The sequence below is a fragment of the Alteromonas sp. S167 genome, assembly GCF_036864375.1.
In the GTDB taxonomy this organism is placed as follows: Bacteria; Pseudomonadota; Gammaproteobacteria; order Enterobacterales; family Alteromonadaceae; genus Alteromonas.
Genome location: NZ_JAZETR010000007.1, coordinates 13,236 through 28,882 on the forward strand (window position 1 = coordinate 13,236; position 15,647 = coordinate 28,882).

A 15,647-nucleotide genomic window follows, 5' to 3' on the forward strand; every position below is an offset into this window, starting at 1 on the left:
AAGCATATGAAAGAGTCGGTAGTAAGAAAGCTCGAACATCTTGTAGAGCGTTTCGAAGAAGTTCAGGCGCTGTTAGGCGACCCTGAAGTTATCGGCGATCAAGATAAGTTTAGAAACTTATCAAAAGAGTTTAGCCAACTAGAAGACGTAGTAGCGGGTTTTAACGCTTATCAGCAGGCGCAAGAGAACTTAGCGTCGGCGCAAGAAATGTTAAATGAAGATGACGCCGAAATGCGCGAAATGGCGCAAGAGGAAATGAAAGAGGCTAAGGCTGACATCGAGCGCCTTGAAACCGAGCTTCAAGTACTGTTGCTGCCAAAAGATCCGAATGATGACAATAACTGCTTCCTAGAAATTCGTGCCGGAGCAGGTGGTGATGAAGCAGCGATATTTGCTGGTGATTTATTCCGCATGTACAGCCGCTACGCGGAGAGCCGCGGATGGCGTGTAGAGCTTGTGACTGCCAACGAGGGCGAGCACGGCGGTTACAAAGAAGTTATCGCTAATGTCAGTGGCGATGGTGTGTATGGCGTATTGAAATTTGAGTCGGGCGGGCACCGTGTACAGCGCGTTCCTGAAACCGAGTCACAAGGTCGAATTCACACATCGGCTTGTACGGTTGCCGTGCTTCCTGAAATTCCAGAGTCAGAAGCCATTGAGATTAACCCTGCGGAGCTTCGTGTTGATACCTTCCGTGCATCAGGTGCTGGTGGTCAGCACGTTAACAAAACCGACTCTGCTATTCGTATTACTCACCTACCAACCGGCTTGGTGGTAGAGTGTCAGGACGAGCGTTCTCAGCATAAGAACAGAGCAAAAGCGATGTCGGTATTGCAAGCGCGTTTGAATCAAATTGAAGAAGAAAAGCGTGCGGCTGAAGAAGCGTCTACGCGTAAGAGCCTAGTGGGCAGTGGCGATCGTTCTGAGCGAATTAGAACGTACAACTTCCCTCAGGGCCGTGTTACCGACCACCGTATCAACCTTACTATCTACCGTTTAGACGAAGTGGTAGAGGGTGATTTGAAACAATTGGTCGACCCTATTCTGCAAGAGCATCAAGCAGACTTGTTAGCGTCACTGTCTGACGAATAACGGCCAGAAATAACAGCAAGATGAATAGTCATGCGAATTGATGCTGCGCTAGCGTGGGCCAGCAACGAACTAGAGGGCGGCGAATCGCCCTCTATTGATCCGAAAGTACTGCTGTCCAGCGTATTAAACCAATCTCAAACCTACCTTTTTACTTGGCCTGATAAGCTTATAAATGAATCGCAGTTGAATGACTACAAAGCCATGGTTTTGCGTCGTAAAAAGGGAGAGCCGGTAGCCTACATTACAGGTAGTCGAGATTTCTGGTCATTAACACTGGCTACCTCACCACACACACTCATTCCACGTCCCGATACCGAAGTGTTGGTTGAACACGTTCTTTCATGGGCACACGCGCGCACAGCCCATGTTACTGCGCCAGTATCACTCTGCGACTTGGGTACTGGAACAGGTGCTATTGCACTATCGCTTGCCTCCGAGCTGCCAAAAAGTGATGTTATAGGCGTAGATTTTCTTGAAGAAGCCGTTGCACTGGCTAAACGCAACGCGCAAACCAACAATATTAGTAATGCGTCGTTCATTCAAAGCGATTGGTTTTCGGCGCTTGAAGGAAAGGTGTTCGATGCCATTGTGTCTAACCCGCCGTATATTGAGCTTGCCGACCCGCACCTTAATGAAGGGGATGTGCGGTTTGAACCCAAGAGTGCATTAACATCAGGCGAAGATGGGTTAGACGATATAAAGCGTATTATTAATGCAGCACCAGCGTATTTAAAAGAGGGTGGTTTAATTGCCTTCGAACACGGTTTTAACCAAGGCGCTGCAGTACGAGCATTATTAAGCAGTGCTGGCTTTAGCAACCCGAGCACCCGTAAAGACTATGGCGGTAATGACCGAGTTACGCTAGCTACATTGTAAGCTTGCTAAAATTTGTCGATGCATTAGTATCTTGTTTATACAACAAGAACAACAAAGACCGCTTTATCAGTCTTGATAGTACAGGATGTATCGAATGAATGAAGACTTTCTATTTGCTGATGATGAAGACGATATTGAGCTTGAAGACCTTGGCAGTTGGAAAATATTAGTTGTCGACGATGAGCCCGAGGTTCACGCCGTTACCAAGCTTGCGTTAAGCGATTTAAGCTTAAACGGTAAAACCCTTGAGTTTATCAGCGCGCACAGTGGTGAAGAAGCTCGGAAATGCTTCAGAGAGCACGACGACATAGCCGTGGTGTTGCTGGATGTGGTAATGGAAACCGATGATGCAGGTTTACGCGTTGCAGAATACATCAGAAATGAATTAGATAATCACTTCACCCGCATCATCCTTCGCACTGGCCAGCCAGGCCAAGCACCCGAAAAAGATGTCATCATTAATTACGACATCAACGATTACAAATCTAAAACCGAGCTAACCGCACAAAAATTGTTTACGGTTATTATTGCCGCACTGCGCTCCTATCGCGACATCATTGTTATTGAAGAAAACCGTCGTGGCTTGGAAAAAATCATTGATGCGTCGGTAGACTTGTTTTCTTCTCGTTCGCTCGAAAAATTCATGCAGGGCATTATTCAGCAGTTAGCGTCTATTTTAGGGTGTTCAAAAGACGCCGCATATATTACAACTGCTGTGGCCACTACCTCTAGAACGATGAACAACAAAAGCAATGGGGCTGGCGATGATGAGCTTTATGTGTTCGCCGGCAATGGCGAGTATGCCAGTAAAGAAGGGGTACTGCTTAAAGATGCCATTAGTTCCACAGAATATGCCTTATGCGTACAGGCAATGCGCGATAAACAAATAGTGTACGCAGAAGATCATGTCGTAGCCTACTGTAATAGTAAATCGCACAACGGAGCGTTGCTGTATTTGTCGGGTTTACCAAGAAGGATAGGTGAGAGCGACAGACACCTTGTAAAGCGCTTTTCAGATAGCGTACAACTTGCGTTTGATAATGTTCTGAAAACCGTTGATGTAGAGGAAACGCAACGAGAGATCATAGACAGGCTAGGTCAAGCACTTGAGCATCGAACTGATGCATTGAGCCACAATACTCGTATGGTAGAAATGGCTGCGCTTCTGGCGCAAAAAGCGGGTTTGAGTGAAGCTGAAATTCATGAGCTCAAACTGGCGATGCCGTTGCATGATATAGGTACTTCAATTGTACCTAAATCGATACTACAAAAAACGACACCGTTAACTGAAGACGAAGTGTTTGAAATTCAAAAGCATGCCGAATTTGGCTATCAGATTTTGAAAAGTTCAACACGGCCTACTATCCAACTAGCGGCTACGCTTGCGCGCCAGCATCATGAAAGATGGGATGGCAAGGGCTATCCCGATGGCCTAGCTAGAACCAATATTTTAGTACAAAGCCGAATTGCAACACTGGTGGATGTATTTGACGCATTACTAAACAAGCGCCCCTACAAACCCGCGTGGAGTATTGAAAAAGTAGAAAGTGTATTAAAAGAAGAGAGCGGCAAACATTTCGACCCCAATCTGGTAGACTATCTGCTTGAGAACCTCTCTGAATTTATGGCAATTCAGACGCTTTACCCCGACAATGTGTAGCGCAGCTTGTCTGGTATAAAAATAATGTTTACACAGGTGCTATAAAGCACCTGTGTTGTTTTTAAATAAAATAAAACCAAATCAATAATAACAGGACACGTTTTATGTATATGATGGCTAAACACTTGCACTTAACTGCAGTGGCACTCAGCATTTTGTTTTTTATCTTTCGCTTTATCTGGTCTCAGTTCGACGCTAATGCTCTGTCGAAGAAATGGGTTAAAATTGCCCCTCATATTATTGATACTGTTTTACTGGCCAGCGCAATTTGGCTGTGTATTATTTTGTCGCAATATCCTCTTGTAAATGCATGGTTAACGTTCAAAGTTATCGGCGTCGTGCTTTACATTGTTTTTGGCTTATTTGCACTTAAGAAAGCTAAGACGGCAGTAGGTCGCTGGGCGTTCTTTGTAGCTGCAATTGCCGTACTTATGGCAACAGCTATGGTAGCGGTAACTAAACAGCCTCTTTTTTAATAGTTAGTGGAATTAATTAATGTCTGAATCACAACAGATTATTCGCGTTGGTGACGTAGAAGTTGCCAATCACCTGCCGTTTGTATTATTCGGCGGTATGAACGTGCTGGAGTCAAGAGATCTAGCAATGCGTATTGCTGAGCACTACGTTGAAGTAACGCAAAAGCTTAATATTCCTTATGTATTCAAAGCCTCTTTTGACAAAGCAAATCGCTCTTCAGTGACATCATATCGCGGGCCCGGTATGGAAGAAGGGCTGCGCATATTTGAAGAGATAAAATATACGTTCAACGTGCCACTTATTACTGATGTACACGAGCCCCATCAAGCTGCGCCTGTGGCAGAAGTAGTAGACGTTATTCAGCTTCCTGCATTTCTAGCACGCCAAACCGATCTTGTAGTTGCGATGGCAAAAACAGGTAACGTCATTAACGTGAAGAAACCTCAGTTTCTAGCGCCACATGAAATGCGTCACATTATGGGTAAGCTTAGCGAAGCAGGTAACGACAACGTAATTTTGTGTGAGCGTGGGAGCTGTTTTGGCTACAACAACCTTGTGGTTGATATGCTTGGTATGGATGCAATGAAGGAATATGCCCCTGTTATCTTCGATGCTACGCATGCGTTACAAATGCCTGGTGGGCGTGCTACGTCAGCAGATGGACGTCGCGCACAAGCTGCACAGCTAGCAAGAAGTGGTATGGCTTTGGGACTAGCAGGCTTGTTCATTGAAGCTCACCCAAATCCAGATGAAGCGAAGTGCGATGGCCCTTGTGCGTTGCCTTTAGCAAAGCTTGAACCGTATCTTCAACAGATGAAAGCGCTAGACGAACTTGTAAAAGGTTTTGACGCGTTAGATACCAGCAATACCTAAACTTTTCTTTCTGAAGGTTTTACTTCGATAGGAATGAAGTATTGATGGCGTATGCCGGTGCGTGCACCGGCATGCGTATCAGGTGTGACTAATTCTTATTCGGCTTCAGCCTCCGCACGCATACGTTCTTGTTCCTCAGCCATTACAAGTAGATTCTTGTGAAGCTTTATTTGCACTTGTTCATCTAAAATCGCGCGAGCTTGTTTTTTAACGATGATATGTGCATCGTTTGTTGGCAGTTCTTCCGCCATTTTTACGTTCGTCATTGCAGTGTTAATTAATGACTGAAAGTCGATTTTTGTAGATTGAGTATCTGCGTTTGCAGCTGCACTTGCGAATGCCATAACAGAAACGCTAGCTAAAAGTAATTTTCTCATTTTCACACCTAATAAAAATAATTAAAAATATGTTTTCAATTGTTAAATTGGTTAACAATTGTTTTCTGTAAAGCAATGAAAAATAATGGTGTTTTTCTGCTTCGAATAAATAGTAGCCATTTGGAGGTTAAAATTACAACGAATTAAAGTATCGACATATATTAGAAAAACTAATTAATGTTTAGCGAATGTGTAACAATTCAGAAGGCAGTCATAAAACGGAGTATCACTTAACTTTTAATTATACGTTTTTCAGCACATTGAAATGCGTCACTTGACTTTCTAACTTATTGATTAAATTAGCTAAGATGCATTTTATTTAGAGGTGTACATATGCAGTGGCTCAGATGAATAGCGCGTATTGTGAAAACTATTAATACATAAATATTCAGCGCATCTTAGTTTGTTTGACAACATCTACTCATGGATAAGCAAATTTATTGAGAATGAAATTTTATTAAGTATTGCTCGTGTTATACTTTTGCGCGCAATAATAAAAACCACATTGATTCCTTTAATCATGCCAACTAGGTTCGCTACATGCATCGACGTTTACCTCCTCTGAATGCGTTAAAAGCCTTTGAGGCCGCTGCTCGCCACTTAAGTTTTACTAAAGCAGCAGATGAGCTTTTTGTAACCCAAGCGGCAGTTAGCCATCAGATAAAAGCCCTTGAAGATTATCTTTCAATGAAACTGTTTCTGCGTCGAAACAGAACGTTGTTATTAACGGAAGAAGGTCAGGCGTACTTTTTAGAATTGAAAGATATCTTTAAACATCTTCAAGAGGCCACCGAAAAGCTATTAGCAAAAGGCAGTAAAGGAGCCATCACCGTTGCCATGCCTCCTAGTTTCGCCAGCCAATGGTTAGTGCCACGCATTCACAAGTTTAGTTTGGCGCATCCTGATATTGATGTGCGAATCAAGGCAGTAGATTTTGACGAAGGGTTCTTAGAAGACGACGTTGATGTAGCAATATATTACGGTAAAGGTCGCTGGGCTGGGCTTCAAGCCGACCAGCTTCACAGAGAGTTTCTAACACCACTTTGTTCGCCACTTTTGTTTCAAGGCCCTAAGCCGTTATCAAGCCTTGCTGATTTACGTCATCATGTTTTGCTACATGATTTAAGCCGTGCAGCATGGAAAAACTGGTTGAAGGCAGTCAATGTATTAGGCGTTAACGTAAACCAAGGGCCAGTGTTTAGCCATTCTATGTTGGTGTTGCAAGCTGCAGCATTAGGGCAGGGTATTGCCCTTGGTAATACGGTACTTGCGCGACCCGAAATTGAAGCTGGGCGATTAGTCATGCCCTTTGAAGAGCGCGTTGAAAGTAGAGACGCTTTCTATCTTGTGTGTGAAGAGTCGCAAGCTGAATTAGGCAAAATTGCAGCATTTAGAGAATGGATCCTAGCACTAGTAGAAGAAGAGCAAGACGATGTTTGATATTGAAACACACAAAGCTACAGCGCCCATAGCACGACTTTTATTAGCGCATGGTGCAGGCGCCGGTAAAGAGCATGACTTTATGCAATCAATGGCAACGTTGTTAAATGCCCAGCATATTGACGTGGTGCTTTTCAATTTTCCATACATGCAAACAATAAATGAAACAGGAAAGCGTAGGCCGCCAGATAAAGCCGATAAGTTACTGGCACATTTTGAAAGCGTTTTAGACCATGTAGTGTCTAAATCTGATGCGCTTCCAACGTTCGTAGGCGGCAAATCAATGGGCGGCCGTATGGCAAGTATGCTTGTTGATAGCAATGAACATGTTAATGGCTGCGTTGCATTGGGTTATCCGTTTCATCCGCCGGGCAAACCTGAAAAAACTCGCACCGCACACCTTGAAAGCATGGAGAAGCCCATGCTCATAGTTCAAGGCGAAAGAGACACGTTTGGCACTCGAACAGAGGTGCGTGAATATTCACTGGCAAACACAATTCAGTGCGAGTTTCTCGCTGATGGAGATCACAGCTTGAAACCGCGCAAGGCCAGTGGGCTAACTCATCAGCAGCATTTGGAAAGTGCTGCGAAATTAATACATGCCTTTTTTGTGCAAAACACTTAAAACAAATATCCGAAACAAACACCTAAAAAAACCTAAAATAATATGCCAATACCGTCTGTCTAAAACGGTATTTAAGATATGTACAAGAGTGAACAGATGAGAGCATCGATGAATAAAAATAAGGCATTAGCACCTGTGTTGTTGTTCCTTGGCGCCTTACTAGCCGCTACCAGCGTTATACTTGGTGCTTTTGGTGCCCACGGTTTAAAGAATGTGCTGTCAGTCGCTAGCTTGAACACATTTGAAATTGGTGTGCGTTATCAGATGTATCATGCACTGGGTGTTTTAGTACTACCTGCGCTTTCAGGTTATGTACAAGTGGCATGGCTTAAACGCGTTGCAATAGCATTTATTACGGGGTGTGTATTGTTCTCGGGCAGTTTATACGCACTTGCGATAACCGGCTTTAAATGGCTCGGCCCTATTACGCCAATAGGTGGCATATTTTTTATTGCTGGGTGGGGCATGCTTGCGTTTGCGTTGCTTCGCAGTCCACAAGTTAAAAAGGCAGACAATGACAAGTAGTATTTTAGCGTATTGTAGACCGGGATATGAAAACGACACCGCCAATGAGTTAACAACGCGTTACGGTGAAGCCGGTTATTTCGGATATCCGGTCTCAACCAAAAACAGTGGGTTTGTACATTATCACCTTTACGATGCATCACAATTAGACAGCACACTTACACAGTTTGCTGTGCATGAATCTATTTTCCCTCGACAGCTGGTTGCCGTGTTTACCAGTATGAGTGATATCGAAAAAGAAGACCGCGTAGGGCAAGTACTCGATGCCCTCAAAGACGTTGAAAAACCACACTCAATTTTTGGCGCCATAGATGTTGAATACCCTGACACCGAAGATGGAAAAACCTTGGCGAAGTTCTGTCGTAAGTTTACGGTGCCGCTTCGACAAGCGTTGAGAAAGGCTAATTGGTTGACAGCCAAAGAAAACACTGGAAAGCCAAAGCTGCATATTTTCTTTGAGTCGTTTGAAGTGTGTCATATTGGCTATACGTTACCCAATTACGCAAGCAGTGATCACCTTGGGATATGCCGCTTGAAATTTCCAAGCGATGCGCCAAGCCGATCTACCCTTAAACTCGAAGATGCATTAGTGAATATGCTGAGCGCGCAGCAGCAGGAAAAAGTACTTCGAACTGGTGGGCGCGCTGTAGATTTGGGAGCATGCCCTGGCGGTTGGACATACCAACTGGTAAAGCGCGGAATGTATGTTGAAGCTATTGACAACGGACTGGTTGACGACAGCTTAATGAGCACAGGGTTAGTTGAACATCACGCTGCAGATGGGTTTACCTATAGACCACAATTTGGTCGTGTAGATTTACTTGTTTGTGATATGATAGAACAACCCGATAGAGTAGCGAAGTTAATGGGCGATTGGTTAGTTAAACACTGGTCAACGCACGCAATTTTTAATTTAAAGCTACCTATGAAGCAGCGTTATGAGACGGTAGTTTCGGCGATGACGTTGCTTATGGACCGGTTAAATGCACTAGAAGATGCATTTGCGGTGAAGGTGAGACATCTCTACCACGACAGAGATGAAGTTACAGTAACAATTGTTCGCACTTCAAAAGATGAGGTGTGATTTTGTTATATTTCAAAAAAGTGTCATAACAAGTTAAGTTGTTGATACTTATAGAAAAGAATTGATGGTGGTGCGGATTTTAGTAAACGAATTTAAGGTTTATGCTAAAAAAGGTGTAAATCTAGTACAGAAATCCTTTATAATCCGGCCGTTTTTTTACTCTGAACCAATGAAAGTGAACTAATGTCAGAACTATCTCATTACAGAAACATTGGTATTTTCGCCCACGTAGACGCGGGTAAAACTACCACAACAGAACGTATCTTGAAGCTTACTGGTAAAATCCATAAAACTGGTGAGGTTCACGATGGTGAATCAACTACTGACTTCATGGAGCAGGAAGCTGAGCGTGGTATTACTATCCAGTCAGCTGCAACAACCTGTTTCTGGAAAGATCACCGCATGAACATCATCGATACTCCGGGACACGTTGACTTTACAGTTGAAGTATATCGTTCACTGAAAGTACTAGACGGCGGCATCGGTGTATTCTGTGGTTCTGGTGGTGTTGAGCCTCAGTCAGAAACTAACTGGCGTTATGCTAACGAATCTGGCGTTGCTCGCTGTATTTTCGTTAACAAGCTAGACCGTATGGGTGCAGACTTCTACCGTGTTGTTGGCCAAGTTAAGAAAGTACTTGCTGCTAACCCACTAGTAATGACGCTTCCAATCGGTATCGAAGACGAGTTTACAGGTGTTGTTAACCTTCTAGACATGAAAGCGTACATCTGGGACGATTCAGGTCTTCCTGAGAACTACGAAGTTGTAGACATCCCAGCAGACATGGTTGATAAAGCGAACGAGTACCGTGAGCAATTAATCGAAACTGCTGTTGAGCAAGACGACGACCTTATGATGGCTTACATGGATGGCGAAGAGCCGTCTCTAGAAGACATCAAGCGTTGTATCCGTAAGGGTACTCGTGACCTAGCGTTCTTCCCAACTTACTGTGGTTCTGCATTTAAGAACAAAGGTATCCAGCTAGTTCTTGACGCAGTTGTTGACTTCCTACCTTCTCCAACAGAAGTTGATCCACAAGATCTAACTGATGAAGAAACTGGTGAGCCTACTGGCGAAGTAGCAACAGTATCTGTTGACGAGCCGTTCCGTGCGCTTGCGTTCAAAATCATGGACGACCGTTTCGGTGCCCTTACGTTTATCCGTATCTACTCTGGTAAGCTAAACAAAGGCGACACTATTCTTAACAGTGCAACTGGTAAGACTGAGCGTATCGGCCGTATGGTTGAGATGCACGCTGACGAACGTACTGAACTTACTTCAGCACAAGCTGGTGACATCCTAGCTGTTGTTGGTATGAAGAACGTTCAAACTGGTCACACACTTTGTGATCCGAAGAACCCTTGTACACTAGAGCCAATGATCTTCCCTGAGCCAGTAATCTCGATTGCTGTTAAGCCAAAAGACAAAGGCGCTAACGAAAAGATGTCTATCGCTATCGGTAAACTAGTAGCAGAAGATCCATCTTTCCAAGTTGAAACTGACGAAGATTCAGGCGAAACCATCCTTAAAGGTATGGGTGAGCTTCACCTAGACATCAAAGTTGATATCTTGAAGCGTACTTACGGCGTTGAGCTAGAAGTTGGTCAGCCTCAGGTTGCATACCGTGAAACTATCACGCTACCTGTTGAAGACAGCTACACGCACAAGAAGCAGTCTGGTGGTTCTGGTCAGTTCGGTAAGATTGATTACCGCATTAAGCCAGGCGAAACTAACTCTGGCTTCACATTCGCTTCTACTGTTGTGGGCGGTAACGTACCTAAAGAATTCTTCCCTGCGATTGAAAAAGGCTTCAAGAGCATGATGGAAGTAGGTCCTTTAGCGGGATACCCAGTACTAGACGTTGAAGTTGAGCTATACGACGGTGGTTTCCACGCAGTTGACTCATCAGCAATCGCGTTCGAAATTGCAGCGAAAGGTGCATTCCGTCAGTCAATGCCAAAAGCAGGCCCTCAAATTCTTGAGCCTGTGATGAAAGTTGACGTATTCAGCCCAGAAGATAACGTTGGTGACGTAATCGGTGACCTTAACCGTCGTCGTGGTATGATCAAGGACCAAGAAGCTGGCGCTACTGGCGTTCGCATCAAGGCTGACGTACCTCTATCTGAGATGTTTGGTTACATCGGTCACCTACGTACCATTACATCTGGTCGTGGTCAGTTCTCTATGGAATTCAGCCACTACTCAGCATGTCCTCAGAACGTAGCTGATAAAGTAATTGAAGAAGCGAAAGCACGTAAAGACGCTAAGTAATTAGCCTTTACGAACGTTAGCTAACAAAACGTTGGCTAACGCTTCAAAGAACACTAAAAAGCCGGTCTTATGACCGGCTTTTTTGTTTTCTCACATCGAAGAATAGCTATTTTGAAGCGCTGCGCGATGAAGGTGTTTAGCGGTAAAATTTGAGTAAAAATAGATGCTGAGCATTATTTTTATTGTTACTTTTCAGCATCGAACACGCATTGCGCTTTTGCTTTGCATGCCAATTGAAGATTTAATAAAGGAAACCTGTATGGTTTTTACGTCAACACGCGCCCTTTTACTAGGCATAATCTGTAGTTCTAGTATTTTCTTTTGTTCACCGCTAATGGCAAATGAAATCATTCAGCCAGATAGACCAGGTATTGCTACAGGCACATACACGGTAAACCCCGGACAATACATACTAGAAATGGGCGTTCAATCTAATTTTAGACGCGATGGCAACAAGCCAAACGCCTTGGCTGTCCCACAACTGACGTTAAGAGGCGGTATTACTGATAAGTTGGAATGGGACATTATTTCAAACGGCGCAGTACTTTCAGATGCAGATGGGGAACAGGCACAATGGTCGTTCAGTGATGTTTCTGTAGGTGGCAAATACAGTATAGTGGAGACTGATAACTGGAATTTAAGTGCGCTTGCGTTAGTGTCGCTACCGGTGGGCACAAAAGGTACGACGTCTGATAATGTAGACCCTTTAATCGGTTTGCTATGGGATGCGAATATAAACGACAGTATTTCAGCATTTGGTAATGTAAATATGTCGTCATTCGAAGCTGACGAGGGGCGAATTCATGATGTGCAGTTTGCATTGGGTTTGAACTTTTCTCACAGTGAAAAGCTTGGAAGTTTTGTAGAACTGTTTGCATCGAAGCCTTATGGTGATGACCCTTCAACAGCGGTATTTGATGCAGGGCTTACCTATTTGTTAGAAAACAGGGTCCAGCTAGATTTTAGTGCAGGCGTTGCGCTTAATAACGATAGCGATCATTTTGTTGGTGCAGGTGTAGCCTGGCTTTTCTGATTTACTGCTTTTATCCTTCTTTAACTATCCGTCGCTATTAGCGCTCTAGCGCTTTAGCGACTTTCGAAGTAGTAATAACTGTTGCTTCATCAACTGTACTTCACGTTTGTTCTCGCCCTGGGCTTTTGTGTTGTCGCTCTGGGCAGTATAATGAATTTTCTCGAAGCGAGAATATATCTCTTTAAACGCAGAAGCCGCTTCTAACGGTAGGCGAGGTGCTATTTCACTTTGATAAGTGACTAGGCTTTTTTTCTCTCTTTTATTGCCCGTTTGTTTTTCAATAAGCGCGATTGCGTTAAATAGAATTCGGTGGGAAGGAGACAAACGTGGTTTGTTGCGATTGGGTAAAAAATAAAGCGTTAATACAACAACAACGATTCCGATAGCCGTTAAATAAACAATGCGCAGTTTATCAGGCGTAAGGGCGCCAACAATATCTTCTAGCATGTTGGTTTGAGCAGCATTATCAAAACCCAATACCCATTTGCTCCAAGAGTAATCAAGCTGCTGAAACCATGTCTGTAACGTAGTAAAAAGCGCGGTATTTCCAAACTCACCTAAAATGCTAATTTCGCGAGATTCGCCAAATTCTTCAAGTGCTGTCTCAAGACCATAGGTTAGCCTAGATGGTGCAACCATGCTTGTGGGGTCATACCTTTCCCATTTGTCCTCAATTAATACCTCGACCCACGCATGGGCATCGTACTGCCTTATTTGCAGCACATTGTCGCTGAGTTCACTGCCGCCTTGGTAGCCTGTTACCATTCTTGCGGGCACGCCAGCAGCACGAAGCGCGTACACCATTGCCCCCGCATAATGTGCACAAAACCCCGCACGCTCTTCAAATAAAAAACTATCTATTGGATCGGTCGGCATCGCATTTGGTGACAACGTATATCTAAAGCCTTTATTGCTAAACTCGCGCATAACTGCTTGGGCAATGGCTCGTTCATTGTTGTACTTCGCTGCAAGCGATTGCGCCCACTCTCGGGTTTTCACATTGCCGTTTGTAGACAGCTGAAGATTAAGCTGTTTTTCAAAATTTCCGATTCCATTGCTAATGCTAGCCGTAGGAAGGTATCGAAAATAAAATGCTTTTTTGCTACTTACGGGCCTGCTAGCGCGCAGCGTGTAATCAAAAAGGCTTTTAACACTGATGCTGTTTAGCGTGTTATCGGGTAGTGACGGCGCAAGGGTGAACAACCACGGTTGTTGCGTTGGCTCTACAATAAGCTGGTAAGGTATCGTTGCGTCAGCATAGCGGTTAGCAGCAACCATAAGCGGTGTTGGCTTATCCATAACCGCAAGTTGATTTTCGGCTTGTTTTCGTTTTGCACTTACCGACCATGTTTTCCCATCGAAATGTTCCAAGGTTAGTGCACGCCAATATCGAACTGCTGCAACAGGAACCTTTGCAGTATCTTCAAATGTTGCGCTAAAGGCCAGCTCTGAAGATGTGGCCAAAGAGGCGATGTCTCCCGGCGTCACGGTGTCTGAAAGCCCAGTTTCTGTAGACTTAGACGTCGGCATTTGCCAAAGCGGAGGAAGTTGCGGTAGTAGTAAGAATAGCAACAAAGCAATAGGCAGTGACTGTAAAATAAGAACGGCAACAAACGTTATGCTAGTTTTGATAGACAGCATTGCACCGTGATAGATAGCAGTTGAGCACAATAACAATGCAACAAGAGCAGTGTAGCCGAACCAAGCGAATACACTTAGCGACGAAATAAAGCCACAGCCAATCAGAAAAAGGCTGGCGCAAATTAACAAGTGAAAGTCCCGCTTTTCATCTACCAACATTACTTTAAGAGCACATGCCACCGTTAACAAGTTAATCATGCTGTCGAGCAAACCAATGGAAAAGCCAAACCAGGTAAGCGCGAAGACCGCTAAAATAGCCAAAAGGTTTACCGTACGGGAGGTAGGTAAATTATAAGACGGTTGCAACCCTGCCAACCTTACAACAACTGCACAGCCAGAAAGTACAATTACCCACGTCATGAGTGGCGCGGTAAGCGTAGAAATTAAAAATGAAAAGGCTATGCAAAGCAAAAACACAGCCATTGCACGAGGTGTAGACAGCGTGTTTTTGATTGCCGCGATACGAAACATATCCATAGATACTTCGCTCATTTCGCTGCTCTTGAAGTACGTTGTTTTTTCGACGTTGTAATTGATACTGTGTTGCTTGAAGCGCCAAACGGTATTTCCATCGATTTATCAAAGCAGGCCAGCGCTTCCAAGCATTCATGCATATGCTTAGCGCCCTGATTAGGCAAAATATTGATGGTTTTGAAGCGTAAGCCGAAAGTGCGATCGGATTGCGTCCAATGAATTACAGCATGGGTTAACGCCGAAATTGCCACTTCTGTATCTAGGCTGTCTGAATAAGACAGTACATGAGAATTTGGGCTTAATGAGGTAAACGACTTAGACACCCAGTTTCCATTTTTAGCCACATGCTTCCATGACACTCTATTTAGTGGCTGGCCAACCTCGTAATCATATAGCGCGTAAAAGTCTTCATTACTCGTCGCGTTTTTATTCTGCATTGTGCTTGTAGCCACGTTGCCAGCGGCAACTTTATCAACGGTAACAGGGCCTTCTTGTGCCGTGGCGTAAACGGTGACCTGCTGAGAGAAGTCTATATGAGTCCAGCATTTATAAAGCCCAAGTGGGAAGTCGCATGAAATGGTTAACCGGCCAAGCCCGAAGCGCCCGCGTTTAGGCATATGTATTGGAATACTAAAGGATTGCAACGGACCTTTGTTTTTATCTTGGCTTGCAAATTTACCTTCTTCTAAGGCGCTAGACTTTTCTTCCCCTAGAGCAACACGAAAGCTCGATAGCCTTGCTTTGTTTTCTTTTCTTATAAGCTTCGCACCTGATTTATAAGCGTGTTCACTATCAAGCCAAGCGCACTGCAGCTCACCAAAACAAGGCGTTGTAGAACCATTTTCGTGAGAAACAATACGTAAGTGCAGCTGGCCTTCTTTATCGGCATGAAACGGCTTAACGGGTAAGGCTTTTAACGCTAGTCGGGCGAAGTTTTGATGAGTATAAAACAAGGTAAGCAACATAATGCTTAAACAAAGGTAGCTTAATAACAGCATTAGGTTGTTTTGATAATTAGTGCCAAGCAGAAACAAACACAACGACAGCAAAATAAAAGACCAACCAAACCCAGTGGGTAAAATGAAAATACTATTAAGGTTTAGGTGGTGTTCGTTTGCTGCAGGTATACGCTTATTTAACCATTTGAAGAAACGGTGTCGGAAATACTGGTGTGGCGACCAATTCACTTTTAACCGGCT

Annotated in this window: 14 protein-coding genes; 11 read left to right on the top strand and 3 right to left on the bottom strand. The window is 44.0% G+C overall.

Annotated elements, in window-relative coordinates:
* The first annotated feature begins 6 nt into the window (after positions 1 to 6).
* The 5 genes from prfA to kdsA all read left to right on the top strand — a co-directional run bounded on the left by prfA (position 7) and on the right by kdsA (position 4,978).
* The gene (gene prfA / locus V7R35_RS11700) at positions 7 to 1,092 is read left to right on the top strand and encodes a peptide chain release factor 1 (protein WP_334015030.1); all 1,086 of its coding nucleotides are present in this window, start codon (positions 7 to 9) and stop codon (positions 1,090 to 1,092) included.
* Between the two features lie 30 nt (positions 1,093 to 1,122).
* Positions 1,123 to 1,968 (top strand): peptide chain release factor N(5)-glutamine methyltransferase, encoded by an 846-nt coding sequence (gene prmC, locus V7R35_RS11705; protein ID WP_334015031.1) that lies wholly within the window; start codon positions 1,123 to 1,125, stop codon positions 1,966 to 1,968.
* A 94-nt stretch (positions 1,969 to 2,062) separates the two neighbouring features.
* Positions 2,063 to 3,628: a DUF3369 domain-containing protein gene (locus V7R35_RS11710; RefSeq protein ID WP_334015032.1), complete on the top strand. Its 1,566-nt coding sequence runs from the start codon at positions 2,063 to 2,065 to the stop codon at positions 3,626 to 3,628.
* 104 nt (positions 3,629 to 3,732) lie between these two features.
* Complete coding sequence (locus V7R35_RS11715) at positions 3,733 to 4,104, top strand: SirB2 family protein (protein ID WP_334015033.1); 372 nt, start codon at positions 3,733 to 3,735, stop codon at positions 4,102 to 4,104.
* Positions 4,105 to 4,123: 19 nt separating this feature from the next.
* Positions 4,124 to 4,978 (top strand): 3-deoxy-8-phosphooctulonate synthase, encoded by an 855-nt coding sequence (kdsA, locus tag V7R35_RS11720; protein ID WP_334015034.1) that lies wholly within the window; start codon positions 4,124 to 4,126, stop codon positions 4,976 to 4,978.
* 95 nt (positions 4,979 to 5,073) lie between these two features.
* Here the strand turns inward: kdsA and V7R35_RS11725 are convergent, their stop codons facing one another.
* The gene (locus V7R35_RS11725) at positions 5,074 to 5,355 is read right to left on the bottom strand and encodes a hypothetical protein (protein WP_334015035.1); all 282 of its coding nucleotides are present in this window, start codon (positions 5,353 to 5,355) and stop codon (positions 5,074 to 5,076) included.
* A 540-nt stretch (positions 5,356 to 5,895) separates the two neighbouring features.
* Here V7R35_RS11725 and V7R35_RS11730 point away from each other — a divergent pair.
* The 6 genes from V7R35_RS11730 to V7R35_RS11755 all read left to right on the top strand — a co-directional run bounded on the left by V7R35_RS11730 (position 5,896) and on the right by V7R35_RS11755 (position 12,333).
* Entirely contained in the window at positions 5,896 to 6,795 is a 900-nt protein-coding gene (locus tag V7R35_RS11730; RefSeq protein ID WP_334015036.1) for a transcriptional regulator GcvA, read from the top strand.
* Positions 6,788 to 7,420 (top strand): alpha/beta fold hydrolase, encoded by a 633-nt coding sequence (locus V7R35_RS11735; RefSeq protein WP_334015037.1) that lies wholly within the window; start codon positions 6,788 to 6,790, stop codon positions 7,418 to 7,420. Before V7R35_RS11730 ends, V7R35_RS11735 begins: the two co-directional genes overlap by 8 nt.
* 108 nt (positions 7,421 to 7,528) lie before the next feature.
* A complete protein-coding gene (locus V7R35_RS11740; protein ID WP_334015038.1) occupies positions 7,529 to 7,945 on the top strand; it encodes a DUF423 domain-containing protein in 417 nt (138 codons plus the stop codon).
* The gene (gene rlmM, locus V7R35_RS11745) at positions 7,935 to 9,029 is read left to right on the top strand and encodes a 23S rRNA (cytidine(2498)-2'-O)-methyltransferase RlmM (RefSeq protein WP_334015039.1); all 1,095 of its coding nucleotides are present in this window, start codon (positions 7,935 to 7,937) and stop codon (positions 9,027 to 9,029) included. Before V7R35_RS11740 ends, rlmM begins: the two co-directional genes overlap by 11 nt.
* Before the next feature lie 183 nt (positions 9,030 to 9,212).
* Positions 9,213 to 11,300, top strand: a complete 2,088-nt coding sequence (gene fusA / locus V7R35_RS11750) for an elongation factor G (RefSeq protein WP_334015040.1) — start codon at positions 9,213 to 9,215, stop codon at positions 11,298 to 11,300.
* 259 nt (positions 11,301 to 11,559) lie between these two features.
* Entirely contained in the window at positions 11,560 to 12,333 is a 774-nt protein-coding gene (locus V7R35_RS11755) for a transporter (protein ID WP_334015041.1), read from the top strand.
* A gap of 45 nt (positions 12,334 to 12,378) precedes the next feature.
* On the opposite strand, the gene V7R35_RS11760 is transcribed toward V7R35_RS11755, so the two are convergent.
* A complete protein-coding gene (locus V7R35_RS11760) occupies positions 12,379 to 14,466 on the bottom strand; it encodes a transglutaminase family protein (RefSeq protein WP_334015042.1) in 2,088 nt (695 codons plus the stop codon).
* Positions 14,463 to 15,635: a hypothetical protein gene (locus tag V7R35_RS11765; RefSeq protein WP_334015044.1), complete on the bottom strand. Its 1,173-nt coding sequence runs from the start codon at positions 15,633 to 15,635 to the stop codon at positions 14,463 to 14,465. Before V7R35_RS11765 ends, V7R35_RS11760 begins: the two co-directional genes overlap by 4 nt.
* Between the last annotated feature and the right edge of the window lie 12 nt (positions 15,636 to 15,647).

Coding starts and splice junctions, on each gene's coding strand:
- V7R35_RS11710 (WP_334015032.1), top strand. CDS start 2,063: ATGAATGAAGACTTTCTATTTGCTGATGATGAAGACGATATTGAGCTT.
- prmC (WP_334015031.1), top strand. CDS start 1,123: ATGCGAATTGATGCTGCGCTAGCGTGGGCCAGCAACGAACTAGAGGGC.
- V7R35_RS11725 (WP_334015035.1), bottom strand. CDS start 5,355: ATGAGAAAATTACTTTTAGCTAGCGTTTCTGTTATGGCATTCGCAAGT.
- rlmM (WP_334015039.1), top strand. CDS start 7,935: ATGACAAGTAGTATTTTAGCGTATTGTAGACCGGGATATGAAAACGAC.
- kdsA (WP_334015034.1), top strand. CDS start 4,124: ATGTCTGAATCACAACAGATTATTCGCGTTGGTGACGTAGAAGTTGCC.
- V7R35_RS11760 (WP_334015042.1), bottom strand. CDS start 14,466: ATGAGCGAAGTATCTATGGATATGTTTCGTATCGCGGCAATCAAAAAC.
- fusA (WP_334015040.1), top strand. CDS start 9,213: ATGTCAGAACTATCTCATTACAGAAACATTGGTATTTTCGCCCACGTA.
- V7R35_RS11715 (WP_334015033.1), top strand. CDS start 3,733: ATGTATATGATGGCTAAACACTTGCACTTAACTGCAGTGGCACTCAGC.
- V7R35_RS11755 (WP_334015041.1), top strand. CDS start 11,560: ATGGTTTTTACGTCAACACGCGCCCTTTTACTAGGCATAATCTGTAGT.
- V7R35_RS11730 (WP_334015036.1), top strand. CDS start 5,896: ATGCATCGACGTTTACCTCCTCTGAATGCGTTAAAAGCCTTTGAGGCC.
- V7R35_RS11740 (WP_334015038.1), top strand. CDS start 7,529: ATGAATAAAAATAAGGCATTAGCACCTGTGTTGTTGTTCCTTGGCGCC.
- V7R35_RS11735 (WP_334015037.1), top strand. CDS start 6,788: ATGTTTGATATTGAAACACACAAAGCTACAGCGCCCATAGCACGACTT.
- prfA (WP_334015030.1), top strand. CDS start 7: ATGAAAGAGTCGGTAGTAAGAAAGCTCGAACATCTTGTAGAGCGTTTC.